At 51.3% G+C, this 18,050-nt stretch carries 18 protein-coding genes; 3 read left to right on the forward strand and 15 right to left on the reverse strand.

From position 1 onward, the window contains the following. The first annotated feature begins 138 nt into the window (after positions 1-138). Entirely contained in the window at positions 139-1,494 is a 1,356-nt protein-coding gene (gene gorA, locus WN56_RS08230) for a glutathione-disulfide reductase (RefSeq protein ID WP_046074583.1), read from the forward strand. 85 nt (positions 1,495-1,579) lie between these two features. On the opposite strand, the gene WN56_RS16560 is transcribed toward gorA, so the two are convergent. The 4 genes from WN56_RS16560 to WN56_RS08250 all read right to left on the reverse strand — a co-directional run bounded on the left by WN56_RS16560 (position 1,580) and on the right by WN56_RS08250 (position 6,497). Next, positions 1,580-1,933, reverse strand: coding sequence for an Hpt domain-containing protein (locus WN56_RS16560; RefSeq protein ID WP_052708052.1), 354 nt, complete (start codon positions 1,931-1,933; stop codon positions 1,580-1,582). 314 nt (positions 1,934-2,247) lie between these two features. Further along, positions 2,248-2,532 (reverse strand): hypothetical protein, encoded by a 285-nt coding sequence (locus tag WN56_RS08240; protein ID WP_046074584.1) that lies wholly within the window; start codon positions 2,530-2,532, stop codon positions 2,248-2,250. Beyond that, positions 2,533-3,312: a class I SAM-dependent methyltransferase gene (locus tag WN56_RS08245; RefSeq protein ID WP_046074585.1), complete on the reverse strand. Its 780-nt coding sequence runs from the start codon at positions 3,310-3,312 to the stop codon at positions 2,533-2,535. Positions 3,313-3,347: 35 nt separating this feature from the next. Next, positions 3,348-6,497, reverse strand: a complete 3,150-nt coding sequence (locus tag WN56_RS08250) for an ABC transporter substrate binding protein (RefSeq protein WP_231637423.1) — start codon at positions 6,495-6,497, stop codon at positions 3,348-3,350. A 128-nt stretch (positions 6,498-6,625) separates the two neighbouring features. Between WN56_RS08250 and asnC the strand changes: the two genes are divergently transcribed. Further along, a complete protein-coding gene (gene asnC, locus WN56_RS08255; RefSeq protein WP_046074586.1) occupies positions 6,626-7,087 on the forward strand; it encodes a transcriptional regulator AsnC in 462 nt (153 codons plus the stop codon). 75 nt (positions 7,088-7,162) lie between these two features. On the opposite strand, the gene hemB is transcribed toward asnC, so the two are convergent. The 9 genes from hemB to rmuC all read right to left on the reverse strand — a co-directional run bounded on the left by hemB (position 7,163) and on the right by rmuC (position 15,158). Then, positions 7,163-8,215 (reverse strand): porphobilinogen synthase, encoded by a 1,053-nt coding sequence (gene hemB / locus WN56_RS08260; protein ID WP_046074587.1) that lies wholly within the window; start codon positions 8,213-8,215, stop codon positions 7,163-7,165. A 68-nt stretch (positions 8,216-8,283) separates the two neighbouring features. After that, the gene (locus tag WN56_RS08265) at positions 8,284-9,066 is read right to left on the reverse strand and encodes a TatD family hydrolase (RefSeq protein ID WP_046074588.1); all 783 of its coding nucleotides are present in this window, start codon (positions 9,064-9,066) and stop codon (positions 8,284-8,286) included. Then, positions 9,063-9,815, reverse strand: a complete 753-nt coding sequence (gene tatC / locus WN56_RS08270; RefSeq protein ID WP_046074589.1) for a twin-arginine translocase subunit TatC — start codon at positions 9,813-9,815, stop codon at positions 9,063-9,065. Before tatC ends, WN56_RS08265 begins: the two co-directional genes overlap by 4 nt. A gap of 38 nt (positions 9,816-9,853) precedes the next feature. Continuing rightward, positions 9,854-10,207: a Sec-independent protein translocase protein TatB gene (gene tatB, locus WN56_RS08275; protein WP_046074590.1), complete on the reverse strand. Its 354-nt coding sequence runs from the start codon at positions 10,205-10,207 to the stop codon at positions 9,854-9,856. A 3-nt stretch (positions 10,208-10,210) separates the two neighbouring features. Then, the gene (tatA, locus tag WN56_RS08280) at positions 10,211-10,459 is read right to left on the reverse strand and encodes a Sec-independent protein translocase subunit TatA (RefSeq protein WP_046074591.1); all 249 of its coding nucleotides are present in this window, start codon (positions 10,457-10,459) and stop codon (positions 10,211-10,213) included. 53 nt (positions 10,460-10,512) lie between these two features. Then, a complete protein-coding gene (gene ubiB / locus WN56_RS08285) occupies positions 10,513-12,159 on the reverse strand; it encodes a ubiquinone biosynthesis regulatory protein kinase UbiB (protein WP_046074592.1) in 1,647 nt (548 codons plus the stop codon). Continuing rightward, positions 12,156-12,770 (reverse strand): SCP2 domain-containing protein, encoded by a 615-nt coding sequence (locus WN56_RS08290; RefSeq protein ID WP_046074593.1) that lies wholly within the window; start codon positions 12,768-12,770, stop codon positions 12,156-12,158. The genes ubiB and WN56_RS08290 overlap by 4 nt, the downstream gene beginning before the upstream one ends. A 9-nt stretch (positions 12,771-12,779) precedes the next feature. Then, on the reverse strand, positions 12,780-13,547 hold the full coding sequence (gene ubiE / locus WN56_RS08295; protein ID WP_046074594.1) for a bifunctional demethylmenaquinone methyltransferase/2-methoxy-6-polyprenyl-1,4-benzoquinol methylase UbiE: 768 nt from the start codon (positions 13,545-13,547) through the stop codon (positions 12,780-12,782). 72 nt (positions 13,548-13,619) lie between these two features. Then, a complete protein-coding gene (gene rmuC / locus WN56_RS08300; RefSeq protein ID WP_046074595.1) occupies positions 13,620-15,158 on the reverse strand; it encodes a DNA recombination protein RmuC in 1,539 nt (512 codons plus the stop codon). A gap of 132 nt (positions 15,159-15,290) precedes the next feature. Here rmuC and WN56_RS08305 point away from each other — a divergent pair, with 132 nt between their 5' ends. Continuing rightward, a complete protein-coding gene (locus WN56_RS08305; protein WP_046074596.1) occupies positions 15,291-16,196 on the forward strand; it encodes a DMT family transporter in 906 nt (301 codons plus the stop codon). A gap of 58 nt (positions 16,197-16,254) precedes the next feature. Here WN56_RS08305 and WN56_RS08310 read toward each other — a convergent pair whose 3' ends face one another. Both WN56_RS08310 and WN56_RS08315 read right to left on the reverse strand, forming a co-directional pair. Further along, the gene (locus tag WN56_RS08310; protein ID WP_046074614.1) at positions 16,255-16,548 is read right to left on the reverse strand and encodes a hypothetical protein; all 294 of its coding nucleotides are present in this window, start codon (positions 16,546-16,548) and stop codon (positions 16,255-16,257) included. A gap of 207 nt (positions 16,549-16,755) precedes the next feature. After that, complete coding sequence (locus WN56_RS08315) at positions 16,756-17,961, reverse strand: multidrug effflux MFS transporter (protein WP_046074597.1); 1,206 nt, start codon at positions 17,959-17,961, stop codon at positions 16,756-16,758. Positions 17,962-18,050: the final 89 nt, after the last annotated feature.

Here is an 18,050-nt window from a genome sequence, read left to right on the forward strand (position 1 = left end):
ACTGCTGCCGCACTGTCGGTTTGGTATGCTATGTCTTTAGGGGTCAGAGATAGTGGCTTTACAAGCGACGCCAAACACGACAAGCTGACCTCGATATCAATGCCAGTGGCACCTAGTGCCTATAAGATGGAGAAAGACATGGCGAAGCATTTCGACTACATCTGTATCGGTGGCGGCAGCGGCGGTATTGCCTCAGCCAACCGTGCCGCGATGCACGGTGCTAACGTCGCCCTTATTGAAGCAAAGCACCTTGGTGGCACCTGCGTAAACGTAGGCTGTGTCCCTAAAAAAGTCATGTGGCACGGTGCTCAAGTTGCCGAAGCCCTTAACCTTTACGCATCAGACTATGGCTTTGATGTGGACGTGAAAGGCTTTAATTGGTCGACCTTAGTGGATAACCGTGAAGCCTACATTAGCCGCATTCATAAGGCTTACGACAACGTTCTGGGTAAAAACAATATCGATGTCATTCGTGGTTTTGCCCGCTTTGTCGATAACAACACGGTAGAAGTGGATGGCGAGCACTACACCGCCGATCACTTTCTGATTGCCGTGGGGGGCACACCCACTATTCCGAACATTCCAGGCGCAGAGTTGGGGATTGATTCCGATGGCTTCTTTGCCCTCCCCGAGCAACCTAAACGCGTGGCCGTGGTCGGTGCGGGTTACATTGCGGTCGAAATCGCCGGCGTACTGCATGCCTTGGGCTCTGATACCCACTTATTTGTGCGTAAAGACCGCCCATTACGCACCTTCGACCCTATGGTCACCGACACCTTGGTCGAGGTAATGGAAAAAGAAGGCCCCACTCTTCACACCCAACATGTCCCCGTGTCGGTCACTGAAGAAAGTGATGGTAGCCTGACTCTGGCCTTTGAAAACGGCACCACCCACAACACGGACACCCTGATCTGGGCGATTGGCCGTCACCCGACGACCGATAAAATCAACCTCGGCGCCACCGACGTGCAGACCACGGCCGATGGCTACATCAAGGTTGACCCCTATCAGACCACCAGCGTCCCACACATTCACTGTGTCGGGGATATCATGGATGGCGGGATTGAGCTGACGCCTGTCGCCGTCAAAGCAGGACGTCTACTCTCAGAACGTCTGTTTAACGGCCAAACGCATGCTAAAATGGACTATGATTTGGTTCCCACCGTGGTATTCAGTCACCCACCCATTGGCACCATTGGTTTGAGCGAACCAGAGGCGCGTGCCAAATACGGCGATGACAATATTAAAGTCTATACCTCCAGCTTTGCGGCCATGTACACCGCCGTCACCCAGCACCGTCAACCCTGTAAGATGAAACTGGTTTGCGCAGGCGATGAAGAAAAAGTGGTCGGTCTGCACGGTATTGGCTTTACCGTTGATGAAATGATTCAAGGTTTTGCGGTGGCGATGAAGATGGGCGCCACCAAAGCGGACTTTGATAGTGTGGTCGCGATTCACCCCACCGGGTCAGAAGAGTTTGTTACCATGCGCTAAACCGCGCGAAATGGGCTCACATCAAAACGCCGTGTTCAACACGGCGTTTTTTATTGGTCACTCGCGAGCATGATGAGACAGGCGACTAGTGAGTGAGCTGCGCACAAAATCGTGCTAAGCCTTCTTTAATGTCCGCTAACGCAGCAGCGGCTTGGTCGGCGGCCTCTTGCTTTGCCGCTTGCTCGAGTGTCAATGCTTGCTGATGCAGCTCGAGCGCCGCTAAATTGCCAGCGCTGCCTTTCATTTTGTGCGCTTCGCGCGCCAAGGCGGTGTAGTCGGCGTTAGCAAGCTGCTTTTCCATGCTTGGCAGTTGTTGCTCACTTTCTTCAACAAATATACTGCAAGCCTCATCAAGAAGCGCCGGGCTATCCATTAGCCGGCTTAAGGCTTCTTCTTTATCCCAAACCGATACATCGGCTTTTCCTTGATTGACACTCATGATGGACCCTTTGTACTGATAGACCTATGTGCCACGGGGGCTGTTTGATGGCTTTGTCGCCACCTTGTTTCTAATCGTTACTAAGCTTAACTGTCTACGTCTAGCACATTGAGAATGTCGCTAAACTCAGGCTCAATCATGCTCGCTTTTCCCCCAATTCATAACAAAGAAGTGAGTGCAGAACATGATGGATATGTTGCCTTGGCTAATCGTTTCTGGCCTGATTGTCTCAGTGATCACCGGACTACTGACCGTACTGATGGTAAAAGGCCTCGACTAAGCCCTTCAAGGCTCCTTAGTTCGCTATGGAGCCTTTATTTTTCCTTCCTTTTTTTGCCTTTCTTTTTTTCTTTGTTCGCTTTTTTGCCCTTTTTGTCTTTCTTGTCCGCTTTATTCTTGGCTTTTTTGGCTTTTTTGGCTTTTTGCGCTTTTTTATCCCCGTCACTGGCAAGAGGCACAGGGCGACAGAGATAACCTTTTTCACTGGCGACTCGCGCACACTTACTGCAAGCCGCTCGCGGTGGCGTGGTAATCGATGCGAGCGCACTTAAGTTGGCCTCAACCTCACCCCGTCGCCATTTGCACAAAGACTTAGCCATTTACGCCTCCGCACTTAACGCTGCGTTGATATACATGTCAAAGCGGTTCTTCTTGGTGGTAATACTAGAGTGTGGTGGCGTTGCCGCCAAGGGCTCAGCATAATCTGGACGCTTAACCACTACGCGGCTACGCGCGAGCTGGCACGCAGGCGCTAACAAGGCATCGGCGTCCGTGTCAGCGCCCACCAAAGCCTGAAACACACGCATTTCTTTTTTCACTAAGGCTGCTTTTTTCTTGTGGGGATACATAGGATCTAAATAGACCACATCAGGTCGTTGTAGCCCAGGGGTCTGCGCCATATCGGTAAGTGCTTGCTCACTACTGGCATGCAGCAGTGTCATGCGCGATTGCATCCATGTACCAATCTCACTGTCTTGATAGGCGCGCTGTAGCCCATCGTCGAGCAATGCGGCGACCACTGGATGCCGCTCAATCATTTGCACCTGACAACCTAAGGATGCTAATACGAACGCATCACGACCCAAGCCAGCCGTGGCATCCAACACCCGTGGCGTGACGCCTTTGTTGAGCCCCACCGCCTTCGCGATTGCCTGCCCTTTGCCGCCACCGAACTTACGCCGATGGCCGACCGCACCGCCAACAAAGTCGACATACACAGTGCCTAACTTAGGCTCATCCTGTTTGCGCAGCTCAAGGCGTGTCGTGGTCATGATCAACGCAAATGACGAATCAGGTGTGTGTGTAAGTGACCACTTGCTTTTTAGTCCCTCAAATTGCTCGGATTTGTCAGGGGCGTCGCAAATCAAACTGAGTTGCACATTGGCTCTCCGCGGCTGGTTATGCGCCGAGTATATCAGAGATGGATTTTTTCCTTTATCGTCTCTCGACGCGTCGACCAATTTTTTACCTGCTCGCCTAAGGGCGCGGGTACGCTAAAATGATAGCCTTGGGCATAATCCACATCCAGCGCGCGTAGTTTGTTGAGAATATGGGCGTTCTCGACAAACTCCGCCACGGTTTGTTTCCCCATTTGTTTAGCCAACTCATTGATTGCTTTCACCATCGCATAATCGGTGTCATCGGTGGCGATATCGCGGATAAATTGGCCATCGATTTTAATGATGTCGACCGGCAAGCGCTTCAAATAACCAAACGACGAAATGCCCGCGCCAAAGTCGTCCAAGGCAATCACACACCCCAAGGCTTTTAGCTGCGAGAAAAGCTCGATAGCACTGCTCATGTTGGTAATCGCCGCGGTTTCAGTGATCTCCAGACAGATGCACTCGCTAGGCACTTGGGTTTGCTTAATCGCGGCGATTAAGAAGGTGACAAAATCTTTTTGGGTGATTGACCGTCCCGACAGGTTAATCGAGATTTTACCCAGCTTGGCAATCTGATCCGGGTGAGCATCAAACCACGCCAGCGTTTTGGTCACCACCACAGTGTCGAGTTGATGTGCCATATTGTAGCGCTCGGCTGCTGGGATAAACATGCTGGGCGGCAACCAACCGCCTTGGGTGTCGCGCATCCGCACCAACGCCTCGATGTAGAGCGTATCTTGTCTACCTGGTCGAATATCGACGATCTGCTGTGCATAGATATCAAAGCGGTCGTGAGCAATGGCATCATGGATGTGGCTGACATATGCCATTTCTTGCTCACGGCGTTGCAGCTCCTCATCATCCGGATGATAAAGGTGTAAACGGTTACGCCCTTCGTCTTTGGCGGCATAGCAGGCGGTATCCGCTTGCGCGTGTACCTGCTGCGGCGAGCCGGCGGTACGATCCAGAAGACGAATCCCCAACGAACACGCCAAGCGCATGCGACTGCCGTGCCAGAAAAACTCACTGTCCGCCAAGGTTGCCAGGAGTTGGTGCCCCCAACTCAACGCGCTCTCGGCCGAGTGATGATAGGCAATCACACCAAATTCATCGCCCCCGAGTCGCGACAAGACCGCCCCTGTTGGCAGATGTTGCTGGATGATCTGGGCAACTTGTTTAAGTGCCTCGTCCCCCGCTTCATGTCCGGCGGTGTCATTAATCAGCTTGAACTGGTCCATATCGATGTAGTACATCGCGTGACACTGATCTTCTTCTCGCGCTTGTAACAGCGCGGCGGCGAGCTTTTGTTCAAAATAACTACGATTATACAGCCCCGTTAAATAGTCGTGATGGGCTTGATAAGTCAGCTGGTTTTCCATTTCTCGATGCGCGGTGATGTCTTCGCCCACCACCAGCAGCTGCGTCTGATTATGCATCGCGCGCACGGTTTCCCGGACCCACAAGGTATGACCATTGCCGGCACGATAAGGTATCTCACGCCGCCACACCTGCTCTTGGTTGTTGTGATCCCGTTTAATCATTCGATGGGGAGGCACTTGATGATCCGCATATAAGGAGGTGATCTTGTGCCCTAATAACGCGGCTTTGTCATAACCAAACAAATCAGCGGCATACTGATTGAGCGATTGAATACGTGCTTGGTAATCAATGGTTAATAGAATGACAGGCTGCTGTTCATACAACATGCGGTATTCAATTTCGCTGCGCTGTAGCTTCTCTTCGGTTTGTTTGCGCTGGGTAATATCACGAGCTTCTAACAGCACGCGCCGTTGACCGTTTTCGCTGGGAAACCCTTTGACCGCCACGTCCAAAATCACCTCACGATGCGCTTCACTGAGGCAAAGCTCAAACCGGCGAGGCTGGGAGAAATCGGTAAGCTTGAGGTGCTCCTCGAGGTGGGCGGGATTGCGCCAAATCGGCCAAAACCACAAAGGTCGTCCACGATACGGGTGACTCACGCTGATTAATTGATTAAAGCTGGCATTGCCTGACACTAAGATCCCGTTCTCATCCAACAGCGCAATAAACTGGTTACTTTGATCAAAAATACCTTTAAGCATTGCTCGGTGACGCTTTAACGCTGACTCACTGCGACGTAACTGGCGAATATTGGCACCGAGCATGGCTATCACGCTTCCCAATACCAACACCGCCAATGCCACGGCTTGAAACGCAACTTGGTGCTTTTGCCAAAGCGGCTGAGGCTTGTTAATCACCTCAGCGTCTTCGATGGCGCTCACATCCACACCCAAATCTTTCAGTGCGGGGTAATCGAATAACGTCAGGTTAGTACTGTCTCGTTCAGGGGGGAGGTTGCCCGCCAGTACATCCAACAGCAGCTGACCTTGGTGCTGACCTTGAGTTTTACCATCGATCACAATGCCACCGATCACGCCCTGACCCAGCATAAAGCTCATCGCACCATAAATCGGTACAGGCGAATCTTGGGTAAGAGTATGAATACCACTGAGTCTATCGAGAAAGGTGCCGTTCGCATCGCGAAAATAGGACAAGTAATACACCGCCTCGCCCGGCTGCATCGCTTGAATACGGTCACGTAAGCCTTGGAATGGCAGGTTGGAGAGCCTCACAATCTCGAGGCCTGACTGACCCGCCTTTCTCAGTTGCGCCTTCACCACATTCCAATACTGACGACTGGAGAACGTCTCATCGAGCAGTACATACACCCGCTTTAAATCTGGATGCAAGCGCTTCATTAGCGCCAAGTTGCGCGGTAGGTCTATTTCTTCTTTCACCCCCGTGACCTTGGGCAGTAAGGGGTAATGTTGACGACCAAAGTTATTGAGCCCCGCATAGACGACCGGTGTATCGCCCACGTACTCATGCAATTCATGGATCAGCCATAATGCGGCATTATCCGTGGTCAGAATGGCATCAAAATCATGGTTGGTCAGTTTATGGATATAAACATCTTTGAGCTGTTCGCGATAGGCATCCGAATGGTAGCGTTTACTTTCTAGGTAGGAATGCTGGAAAGCGATCTCTTCGCCTTGCGTGGCTGTTTCCAACCCTTCAACCAACGCCTGGTTCCAAAAGAAACCAGGATGATAGGAGTGCACCACCAGCACATCTTTTTGTGCGGCATTGACGCTACTGGCGATGAACAGTAGTAAGCCACCGAAAACGTATTTGATCCCCACATCCCCTTCCTGTTGGTTTGTTGGTATCTTGCTAAACAACGCGATACCCTACATTAGGCGTTAACGAAGTGGCTAAGCAACCGCGTTAACGAAAAATCTGGCCATGCTATAACTAAAAGACTAAAACAATGAACGAGTTGCCAAAATTGGATGACCTAGATCGTCGTATTCTCTCTACGCTGTTGGATGACGCGCGCGTCCCCTACGCAGAAATGGCAAAGCGCTTTCATGTCAGCCCCGCCACCGTTCACGTGCGGGTTGAGAAAATGAAAGCCGCGGGCATCATCGAAGGCACGGAAATATTGGTCAACACCAAAAAACTCGGCTACGACGTGTGCTGCTTTATCGGCATCAATCTTAAAGCGGCGCGAGATTACCACTCGGCACTAGAAAAACTCAATCAGCTCGACGAGGTGGTAGAAGCCTACTACACCACGGGGGCCTATAATATTTTCGTTAAGCTCATGTGCCGCTCTATCGAAGAGCTACAGTTTGTGTTGATTGACAAGCTTCAAGCCATCGACGAAGTACAATCCACAGAAACACTGATCTCACTACAGAACCCCATTAACCGCAATGTGATCCCTTGAGTTTTGTGGGGTCATCCAGGGCAGGCTAAAAAAAACGCCCTTGCTCGTGGCAAGGGCGCTTTCATAAAAGGCGAGTTAGCCGACCGTCTCTTCCGGTCTGGGAGGCAAGGTGGCACCCGCGTCTTCCGCTAACCACTCGGCCACTTGCTTAGCAAAGTAGGTGAGGATCCCATCGGCCCCCGCACGCTTAAAGCACAATAATGACTCCATCACTGTCTCGCGCTCTTTTAGCCAGCCATTATCAATGGCCGCCTTGTGCATCGCATACTCGCCCGATACCTGGTAGGCAAACGTCGGCACTTTAAGCTCATTTTTTACCCGGCGTACCACATCCAAATACGGCATCCCGGGTTTAACCATCACGGTATCAGCCCCTTCAGCAATATCCATCGCCACTTCGTGCAAGGCTTCATCGCTGTTGGCCGGATCCATTTGATAGTTAGCTTTGTTACCCCCTTTCAGGTTCGCCGCCGAGCCTAATGCATCGCGAAACGGGCCGTAGTAATTGGACGCATACTTGGCAGAATACGCCATGATCTGGGTATTGATATGACCATTGGCTTCCAATGCCTCACGGATACGACCAATCCGTCCATCCATCATGTCAGAAGGCGCGACAATATCGACGCCCGCTTCGGCATGAGATAGGGCTTGTTTGATCAGTACCTCAGTGGTGGGCTCGTTCATCACATAGCCGTCTTCATCAATGATCCCGTCTTGGCCGTGCACAGTGTAAGGGTCTAGTGCCACATCGGTGATCACGCCCATTTGCGGCACATGCTCTTTGAGTAAGCGCACCGCGCGTGGCACTAACCCTTCGGGGTTAAATGCCTCCGAGGCACAACTGGTTTTAAACTCTTTCGGGATCACAGGAAAGAGCGCAATGGCAGGGACACCCAGCTTGGCAAGGTAATCGGCTTCATGGAGCAATAAATCAATCGAGAGTCGCTCGATGCCGGGCATGGATGCCACTGGCTCACGACGATTCTTACCCATGAGCACGAAGATTGGGTAAATCAAATCGCTTGCGGACAATGAATGTTCCGCCACCATACGGCGGCTAAAGTCAGTTTTGCGTGTACGACGCAGGCGTCGAGCAGGAAAGGCGCCTTGAATGGATACGGTCACTGTATCCTCCTTTAAGTTGCAGACCTGGGCTTTGGGGCAGCGAACTGCCTCGTGTAGTGTTCACCCAGTCACTGAATAGAAAAGCAGCGCTGAGTGTTTTTTATTGTGCAATCAATAATATGTTCGACAGGCTGTTGACGTAATCGTGCCACTGTTTGGGCGATATGGGGCAAGTATTTCGGCTCATTACGACTGCGTTTAGGTCGCGGCCGTATATCGCGAGGCTGTAAATACGGCGCATCGGTTTCTATCATCAACCTGTCATCGGGCAACCAGCTTACCTGCTGCTGAAGCTGCTGTCCGCGGCGCTCGTCGCATAGCCATCCCGTTACCCCTATATATAAACCGACATCGAGGCAATCGCGCAGCGCGCGGTCATCGCCAGTAAAACAATGCAGCACCGCCGCGGGCAGTTTGTCGAGCCATGGACGCAAAATGGCGAACCAGCGATCGTGGGCATCACGACAGTGCATAAACACCGGCATTGAAAGCTCAGCCGCTAGCGCAAGCTGCGCCTCAAAGACCGCTTCTTGTTGTGGCCGCGGCGAAAAGTCCCGATTAAAATCAAGCCCACACTCACCGATTGCGACCACCTCGGGACGCTGCGCTAATTGCTGAATCGCGCTTAAATCTGTCGCCTCGACCGATTTGGCATCATGCGGGTGAACACCCGCCGTGGCATAGGCAAAACCAGGATAAGAGCTCGCAAGCGCGGCGGCTGCTTGGCTCTCATCGATACTGGTGCCGGTCAGAATCATGCCCGTGACGCCCGCCTGTTTGGCATCAGCCACCACGGTCTCTCTGTCTTGATCAAACCGTGTGCTTGTCAGGTTAACACCAATATCGATCATTCACTGGCCTCCTCGGATTCTGATTTCTCACGTGGGACATAAAAGCGCGATAGCACCACGCCCAGCTCGAACAGCAAGCACATGGGAATGGCCAGCAAGGTTTGTGAAATCATATCCGGTGGCGTCAGCATCATCCCCACCACAAACGCAGCCACTACCACATAGGGCCGCTTGCGGGTTAAGCTTTGTGCCGTGGTCGCCCCTGTCCAAACCAGCAGTATAATCGCGATAGGGATCTCAAAGGCAATGCCAAAGGCGAGAAAGAGCGCCAAGATAAAGTCGAGATAACTGGCAATATCCGTTGCCACTTGCACCCCTTCTGGCGCAATAGACGTGAAAAAGCCAAACACCAATGGCAGCACCACCCAGTACGCAAATGCCACGCCCGCGTAGAACAGCAACGAACTCGACACCAAAAGCGGCATCACTAGCCGCTGTTCATGCTTATACAGGCCGGGAGCAACGAACGCCCAGATTTGATATAGCACCACAGGGATGGCGACGAAGACGGATATGACCAAAGTCAGCTTAATTGGCGTAAAGAAGGGAGACGCGACATCCGTAGCGATCATGCTCGCCCCTTCGGGCAGTTTGTCGATCAGCGGTTGGGCAATCAGGCTGTAAATATCATTGGCAAAATACACCAAGCAGGCAAAGACCACTAAGATGGCGATAATTGCGCGAAGCAGGCGGTTACGAAGCTCCATCAAGTGGCTGATAAGGGGCTGAGTATCGTTCACAGAAGACATAGTGGTTTGTTCACCGAAAACATAAAGCGTCTGACTCGTTATCGCTTATCCGTTGATGGCGCATCGTCGCCTTCATCGGGGTGATGAGAAGAAGGCGATGCTGCATAAGGGCGTTGTACATCCGCCGCGCGTTGACGCAGGGTGTCGACCGACTCTTGTAGCTCAGGTGACAAATCTTTCATCCCCGCTTGTTCGGCCTTGTGTAAATTGTCTTGGAGCTCTTTTAGCTTGAGCTCTTGTTCAAGCTCATCACGGACAGATCCTGCCATCCGTTTCGCCGCCCCCACCCAGCGCGACACATTGCGTATCGCAACCGGTAATCGCTCCGGGCCAAGCACCACGAGGCCAATAATGGCAATCAGCACTAACTCCCAGAAACCTATATCAAACACGGCTTACACCTGCTCTTTATCTTTGCGTGCTTGCTCTTTTTTCGACGCGTCGGCGTCACTGTTGTCCAATGACTGCTGCTGAAAATCCGCATCTTTGTCAGTGGTTTTGGTTTCATCATCGTTCATTGCTTTTTTAAAGCCTTTGACCGCTGAGCCAAGATCGCCCCCCATGTTACGTAGCTTCTTGGTACCAAATAACAACACCACAATCACCGCAATGATCAGCAACTGCCAAATACTAATTCCACCCATACCGGTTCCCTTTCTTCCGTTTGGTTAACTTGATGTGCGTAGCAGTGTAACTGCTATTTATTACAGGTTTTATTACAAAGTCGCCAGCCCCACAACCAAAAGATAACCGCACCTGCAGCGGCGACACTCGGTAAGGTCTCGACTCGGTTGGCAAACAAAATGGTCGCCGTCAGCAGTAACGTCGCACCAATCCCGAGCATATAAGTGGCGCGCGAGTGACGCTGTTTGGTCTGCAAGTAACCGTGATAATAGGCTTCTAAACGCTGATTGACCTGACGACCTTGCCGTAAGCCGTCGTACACCAGTTCTGGGATCTCGGGGAGTTTTTCCGCCCAAAACGGTGCCTTTTCACGCACCGCCGCCCAGACAGCTTGCGGCCCCACTTGCTGTTTCATCCACGACTCTAAAAATGGCTTCGCCGTGGTCCACAAATCTAGTTGCGGATAGAGCTGACGCCCAAGCCCTTCAATGTAGAGCAAGGTTTTTTGCAACAACACCAGCTGTGGCTGCACTTCCATATTAAACCGGCGCGCGGTGTTAAATAGGTTTAATAAAACATTACCGAACGAGATTTCGCACAATGGCTTTTCGAAAATGGGCTCACACACGGTGCGAATGGCAAACTCAAAATCATCCACGTTGGTGTCGTGCGGCACCCAGCCAGAGTCAACATGCAGCTCCGCCACTTTACGGTAATCGCGGTTAAAAAAGGCGATAAAGTTTTCTGCCAAATAGCGTTTATCGTCGCGATTAAGGGTGCCGACAATCCCGCAATCAAGCCCAATCCACTGCGGATCATGTGGGTGCTCGTAGGAGACAAAGACATTGCCTGGATGCATATCCGCATGGAAAAAGCTGTCTCGGAATACCTGGGTAAAAAAGACCTCAACCCCACGTTCGGCCAGCAATTTCATGTCAGTACCATTGGCTTCTAGCGCCTCGATATCCGACACTTGAATGCCATAGATTCGCTCAGACACCATCACGTCTTTGCGGCAGTAGTCACTGAACACTTCGGGCACATACAGCGCCGGGTCGTTTTCAAAATTGCGGCGCAGCTGAATGGTATTGGCCGCTTCACGCATCAAATCCAGCTCATCGAGCAAGGTTTTTTCGTACTCGCGGATCACTTCGACCGGTTTTAAGCGACGCGCATCAGGCAGAAAACGCGCCACCAGCCGTGCCACACGATACATGAGCCGCAAGTCAGCTTGGATCACTGGCAAAATATCGGGGCGGATCACCTTCAGCACCACTTCACGCCCATTCGATTTGAGCGTAGCGGTGTGCACTTGCGCAATCGACGCAGAGGCGAGTGGATGGGGATCAAAGTCGCTAAACCAGGTTTCTAACGGGCCGCCTAACGAGGCTTCGATTTGCGCTTTGGCTTTGTGGCCATCAAAGGGTGCGACTTTATCTTGCAACTGTGCCAGCTCGTTGGCGATATCGGCGGGGAATAGATCACGACGCGTCGACATCATTTGCCCAAGCTTCACCCATACCGGGCCCAAGCTTTGCAGCGCCAAACGCAGTCGCTCCCCCACCGGCTTATCTGGGTGCTGATTCTTCAGCCAAAACAATGATTGGCGGCCAAGGTGCGCCAGCCGTGTTAAGGGTTGTTTGGGGAGTAAAGCATCCACACCATAAAGCAGTAAGGTACGGATGATAAAATACAAGCGACGAATTTCATTGAGTGTCATGCAGACTCCACCCGTTCTACCAACTGCTTAAACCTGGCTTCCAACCGCGCGACATCGCTGCGCAGCTCGTCCACTTGGTCACTGTATGCCGCCACTTCTAATGGCCCAGGCGCTAAGCGCCATTCTTCCGTAATCACTTCTCCTGCATAGCGCTGTTGCCGCTGAGCCAATTGCTGCAATTGCTGCCAGCGCTGCTGCGCCTGACTCACCACCGTATGCGCAATCACATCGCCGGTGTAAGGTGCTAGCCACTCTGCCACATCTAATTCGATACCACTGAGCAACTGAGAAAACTGCTGGGCGACATCGACATCCCCCTCCAGCGTGAGTTTATCCGCTTTGATTAAGGCGGTTAAGTTTGCTTTTTGCTGTAGCTGTGGCAGTGCTGACAGTGACAACGATAGCGCCGCGTCGCATTCACCTTCGTAATGGCTAAGTACATCAATACGTTGGCCGAAGACGAAAATCAGTTGGCGATCAAGCTCTTGTAGAGTCACTCCGATACAACGCCCTTTTAGCCGAGCAAGGCGACGCTGGCTGTCGGCGTCTTTAGCAATCACAGCATTGAGCGCTGTTTCCAGGGCCGCGCACAACAGTGAATCAAGTGCCATGTTGGCTCCTTAGAATTTATATCCACGGTGCAGCGCCACGATCCCACCCGTCAGGTTGTAGTAGCTGGTTTGTTCAAAACCGGCTTGCTCCATCATTCCTTTTAAGGTTTCTTGATCAGGGTGCATGCGAATCGATTCGGCCAAATAGCGGTAGCTGTCTGGATCGTTAACAATCAGTTGCCCCATTTTGGGCAATACATGGAAAGAGTAGGCGTCGTAGACTTTTGACAACGGCTCGGCAACGGGTTTGGAGAATTCCAACACCAATAAACGCCCACCAGGTTTAAGCACACGGAACATCGAACGCAAGGCCGCATCTTTATCCGTCACGTTACGCAGCCCAAAGGCGATGGTAATGCAATCAAAGTGGTCATCAGGGAATGGCAGCGCTTCTGCATTGGCTTGTACGTAGCTCACATTGCCGACAATGCCTTTATCACGCAGTTTATCGCGGCCCACTTTGAGCATTGAGTTATTAATGTCGGCGAGTACGACTTCACCACGCTCGCCGACAAGACGCGAGAATTTTGCGGTGAGATCGCCCGTACCACCGGCTAAGTCGAGCACTTTTTGCCCAGGGCGGACACCACTGCAGTCAATGGTAAAGCGTTTCCAGATACGGTGAATGCCCATCGACATCACATCGTTCATCAGATCATATTTTGCAGCCACCGAATGAAACACATTGGCCACGAGGCTTTCTTTTTCTTGGCGTTTCACTTGTTGGTAGCCAAAATCGATCGTCTCTTGATCCTGGTGCGCGTTTTTATCTGTCATTTTATTCCCCTAACGTATTGGCCCCAGTTTACTTTATCGCCCATCCCGACTCCAAGCGTACGACCAAGTTTATTATGATTCTTGCGGATTTGCGTCCCGCTCTGCCTGTGTAAGATTAAGAGGCTCATCAGGCGCAGGGTCGGTGGCAACACTGGCCAGCGACGGGCTGATGTCCCGTTTCACCTCCACGCCCAGCGCTTTAAACCCCTCTGCTTGGCGAATAATATTACCGCGGCCTTGGCTAAGTTTGTTCATCGCCCCTTGATAACTGTCACTGGCTTTACCCAACGCATTACCCAACGCTTCCATATCACTGACAAACAGCCGCACCTTGTCGTAGAGCTTGCTCGCTTTTTCGGCAATCTGTTTGGCATTTTGGTTTTGGTATTCATAACGCCATAAGTTATTGATGGTGCGTAGTGCCACCAGCAAAGTGGTGGGACTGACCAACATAATATTATTATCCATCGCCTCACGGATCAGGCTGGCATCGGCTTCCACGGCCACTTGGAAAGCTGGCTCCACCGGAATGAACATCAACACATAATCCAGTGAACGCACACCATGAAGCTGATGATAGTCTTTGCGTCCCAAGCCACGAATATGCTGGCGAATGGCTTGGACATGCTCTTTTAATGCTGCATCTTGCTCAACCAAAGTGTCTGCGTTGTAGTAGCGTTCATACGCAACCAGCGCCATTTTGGCATCTATCACCACGTCTTTATCTTGGGGTAATTTCACCACCACATCGGGCTGGTAGCGCTTGCCTTGCTCGTTTTCAAAGCTCACCTGGGTTTGATACTCACGCCCTTCACGCAAGCCGGACTCTTCCAAAATACGCGCCAACACCACTTCGCCCCAGTTGCCCTGTTGCTTGTTATCACCTTTAAGCGCTTGAGTTAGGTTATGCGCTTCCCGCGTCATGTCCGCATTCAGTTGCTGGAGGTTTTTGATTTCATGGATCAGGGTGTGACGTTCTTTGGCTTGCTCACCAAAGCTGTCAGTGACTTGCTTTTTAAACCCTTCCAACTGCGACTTAAGTGGTCCAAGTAAGCTCTCTAAGCTCATCTTGTTTTGCTCATCAACGGAATGGACCTTTTGCTCAAATACCTGGTTGGCCAGCTGCTCAAATTGGGTACGCAGCCTTTCCTCCGCATTTTCCAATAAGGCGTGCTTTTCTTTCGCGGCATTGAGTTGTTGCTCCGCGCTGGCTTTGACCTCGCGCAGCTCAGCGAGCAGCTCAGACTTTTCCTCTCGCACCGCATCAAGTTTGTGGGTCAACGTTTGATTGTCTTGGCGCAATTGTTCCAATTGACGCAACTTCTCACTCGCGGAGGTTAATTTGCCGTAATACTGGCGCAGCTCTTGTGTCAGACGATCGCGCTCTACATCTAAGCTGTCTAGCTCTTGTTGTTGCTGCTCCAGTTGCTGATGAAGCTGTTGTTGCTGTATATCAGCCGTTGACTGCTGTTGCGCATATTGGGTATCAAACCAATGTTGATACTGAGCGACCACGCGTCGATGCAGCCAATAACTCAACCCGGCGGCACTGATCACGCCAAAACAGAATGTGAGAATAGCTAACGTCGGTAATGACAGGCCAGAAAGCATAATGGGTTCTCTATTGTGCGGTCATCAATGTCAGCAAGGCTAATGGGATACTGGATAGATGTCCAGTCTATCTCGGTGCGTACGAATACCGTAGACTGCCTAGCTTAAAAGGCAGATTTGCAGGGAGGCAGTATGCATAATGAACGTAAAGCACTGATATTTGGATTATCTGCAGTGCTATTGTGGTCAACGGTCGCGACCGCATTCAAAATTACCTTAAGCTACATGACCCCGATTCAAATGCTGGCCGCTGCCAGCGTGGTCTCTGTACTGGTATTGACCGCTATTGCCGCGGTGCAAGGCAAGCTATCGGCACTTTGGCCCACTTTTCGTCGTCGACCTGGCTATTATTGCCTACTGGGGATGATTAACCCTTTGATTTATTATTTGGTTCTTTTCAAAGCCTATGATCTTCTTCCTGCCTCTTTGGCCCAACCATTAAATTACAGCTGGGCCATTACCTTGACCTTAATGGCAGCGGTATTTCTCGGCCAAACCATTCGTCGCCAAGATTGGATTGCGGCAGCGTTGGGCTATTTTGGAGTGGTAGTGATCGCTACAAAGGGCCAGCTTTTATCGCTTCAGTTCGATAGTCCGCTTGGCATTGGGCTCGCGTTGCTCTCCACGCTATTGTGGGCAGGGTTTTGGGTACTAAACACTAAAAACCCTGCCGACCCTGTGCTCGGCATTCTGTTGAGCTTTATGCTGTCATTACCTGCATCTTTATTATTGGCGGGGATAACAGCATCTTGGAGCGGTATCCCATGGCAAGGCTGGCTAGCGGTGAGCTATGTGGGGCTTTTTGAAATGGGGATAACATTTATGCTGTGGCTGAGCGCGATGAAATATACCCAGAATGCCTCTCGGATCAGCAATCTGATATTTATCTCGCCATTTATTTCCTTGATGCTATTGGCCACCATTATTGGTGAGACAATCCATATCAGCACCCTAATCGGTCTTAGCTTTATTGTCGTGGGTCTGCTGATTCAGCAACGCAAACCCAAAAAAAGCAAACAGCCAGCGGCGAGTACCTAACGCTCCTGGCGCCACACGCCGCTCTGTCATCTTTATCCCTATGAGTGATGGGCGGCGATCAGCCCATCTTGCGTTGGATTATATACTCATAAAGCTCGTCAGCAGATAAACCATCTTGCGCCAAGCCTTGGGTGATTTCTTCAATACGCTCAGAACGGCGCTCTTCAATTACCTGATTAAATTGATAAACCAGTTCGTGTAAATATTTCAGTGGCACCTGATGAGCGGCGCTACGTACACGCTCTTCACTTTGGCTACCTAATTCTGCCAGCAATTTGCCAAACATGATTTTCTCGGGCGATTCCTCAAGTTGCTCAAGGACGCGCGCCATTTCGATTGTCGATAATGACATAGTGTGTAACTGACCTTTGGATATAAAACGAAAAGGAATGAGCATTAATTCGGTTTGCTTAGTAAATATACTCTTAACTTGGGGCTTTTAGCAAAATAAAAAAACGCTGGCCGAAGCCAGCGAAAAGGGATGATGGGTTGTCGAGACCCCAGCGTTTTGCACGTCTTATTATTATTTGCCAACTGAACGGTTGTTTTTACTGATTATTTAATCTCTTACCGCTTTCGCATGCCATTGCTTACCTTTCGGCGACCACAAAATCAGTAGCCCAGGCAACAATAGCCACATATGCACTGTCATCAGATCACTGGCCGATAATCCCAAGCGCTGGGTTAAGCTGACTAAAAGGCCAGCGCCACTCATTTGGAACAGCCCCAACAAGGCTGCCGCCGTGCCCGCCCGGTCAGAAAATGGCGCCAATGCCGCACCCGCTGATGCGCCCAGCACCCAGGCAAAGCCGAATGACGAGGTGAAAATCGGCAACATAAAGGCCCAAGGGGCAGCAATAGGGCTGAGTGCCAGCATTAATCCACCAGAGCCCACCAGCATCATCAAGCCAATATTGAGCGCGCGGCGGCTGCCAAATTGTTGCATATAGCGTGGCGCCAACATCGCTGCGGCAATGTTTAATGCCGCGTTGGCGCCAAACCAAAAGGTGAAGCTATTCATGGAAATACCGTACCTGTCCATCAGCAATACAGGCGCAGAGGTGACATACGCTAAGATCACCGCCATCGCCAGCATGCAAAGAATGATGTGGTAGGTAAATGTTGGCACGCGTAGCACTTGCCAATACCGACGTAAGCTGAATAAGCGCCCAGAGTTATCTGTGTGTGTCGGGCGCGTCTCAGGCAAAAACACGCTAACCAAGACCAAACCCAATGCCGCATAACCTAGCATAAAACTAAAATTAGCCCGCCAATCAAACATTTGTGTCAGCCAGCTTCCTAACAGTGGCGCCAAGGCAGGCACAAAGCAAATCGCGCCATTTAAGTAGCTAATCATGTGGCCGCTGCGCTCAGCACCGAATCGGTCACGCACCGCTGCAAATGCACACACGGAAGTCGCACACGCGCCAAAACCCTGTAGCAAACGCGCCACCAGCATCATATCCATCGAGGTCGCGAGCCACGCCATCAATGAGCTAAGGCCGTATAGCGAAATACCAATGATCGCGACAGGCTTACGACCAAAACGGTCAGCCAATGGCCCCGCAAACAGCTGGCCCAAACCCAAACTAAACATAAACCAAGTGACGGTATCTTGCGCCAACGTTGGGCTCACATTAAAGTCACCGGCCATATACGGTAATGCAGGCAGGTAAATATCAATCGCCATCGGACTAAACAGCACCAGTAGCACCATTAAGGCGACCAGCAAACGATTCGATGTCGGTGAATCAGTGTGTGTCATTGGTTACTCCTCTATACAGGCACGCAGTATAGTGGTTTCACGATATGAACCATAATGGTTTATAGTAAAAGCAGATATTCCAAAGGAGA

This window comes from Salinivibrio sp. KP-1 (assembly GCF_000968645.1).
GTDB classification, from domain to species: domain Bacteria; phylum Pseudomonadota; class Gammaproteobacteria; order Enterobacterales; family Vibrionaceae; genus Salinivibrio; species Salinivibrio siamensis.

Bases quoted from the DNA above. Each gene is read 5' to 3' on its own strand.
- gorA (WP_046074583.1), top strand. From the start codon at position 139: ATGGCGAAGCATTTCGACTACATCTGTATCGGTGGCGGCAGCGGCGGT.
- WN56_RS16560 (WP_052708052.1), bottom strand. From the start codon at position 1,933: ATGAGTGTCAATCAAGGAAAAGCCGATGTATCGGTTTGGGATAAAGAA.
- WN56_RS08240 (WP_046074584.1), bottom strand. From the start codon at position 2,532: ATGGCTAAGTCTTTGTGCAAATGGCGACGGGGTGAGGTTGAGGCCAAC.
- asnC (WP_046074586.1), top strand. From the start codon at position 6,626: ATGAACGAGTTGCCAAAATTGGATGACCTAGATCGTCGTATTCTCTCT.
- WN56_RS08265 (WP_046074588.1), bottom strand. From the start codon at position 9,066: ATGATCGATATTGGTGTTAACCTGACAAGCACACGGTTTGATCAAGAC.
- tatC (WP_046074589.1), bottom strand. From the start codon at position 9,815: ATGTCTTCTGTGAACGATACTCAGCCCCTTATCAGCCACTTGATGGAG.
- tatA (WP_046074591.1), bottom strand. From the start codon at position 10,459: ATGGGTGGAATTAGTATTTGGCAGTTGCTGATCATTGCGGTGATTGTG.
- ubiB (WP_046074592.1), bottom strand. From the start codon at position 12,159: ATGACACTCAATGAAATTCGTCGCTTGTATTTTATCATCCGTACCTTA.
- WN56_RS08290 (WP_046074593.1), bottom strand. From the start codon at position 12,770: ATGGCACTTGATTCACTGTTGTGCGCGGCCCTGGAAACAGCGCTCAAT.
- ubiE (WP_046074594.1), bottom strand. From the start codon at position 13,547: ATGACAGATAAAAACGCGCACCAGGATCAAGAGACGATCGATTTTGGC.
- rmuC (WP_046074595.1), bottom strand. From the start codon at position 15,158: ATGCTTTCTGGCCTGTCATTACCGACGTTAGCTATTCTCACATTCTGT.
- WN56_RS08305 (WP_046074596.1), top strand. From the start codon at position 15,291: ATGCATAATGAACGTAAAGCACTGATATTTGGATTATCTGCAGTGCTA.
- WN56_RS08310 (WP_046074614.1), bottom strand. From the start codon at position 16,548: ATGTCATTATCGACAATCGAAATGGCGCGCGTCCTTGAGCAACTTGAG.
- WN56_RS08315 (WP_046074597.1), bottom strand. From the start codon at position 17,961: ATGACACACACTGATTCACCGACATCGAATCGTTTGCTGGTCGCCTTA.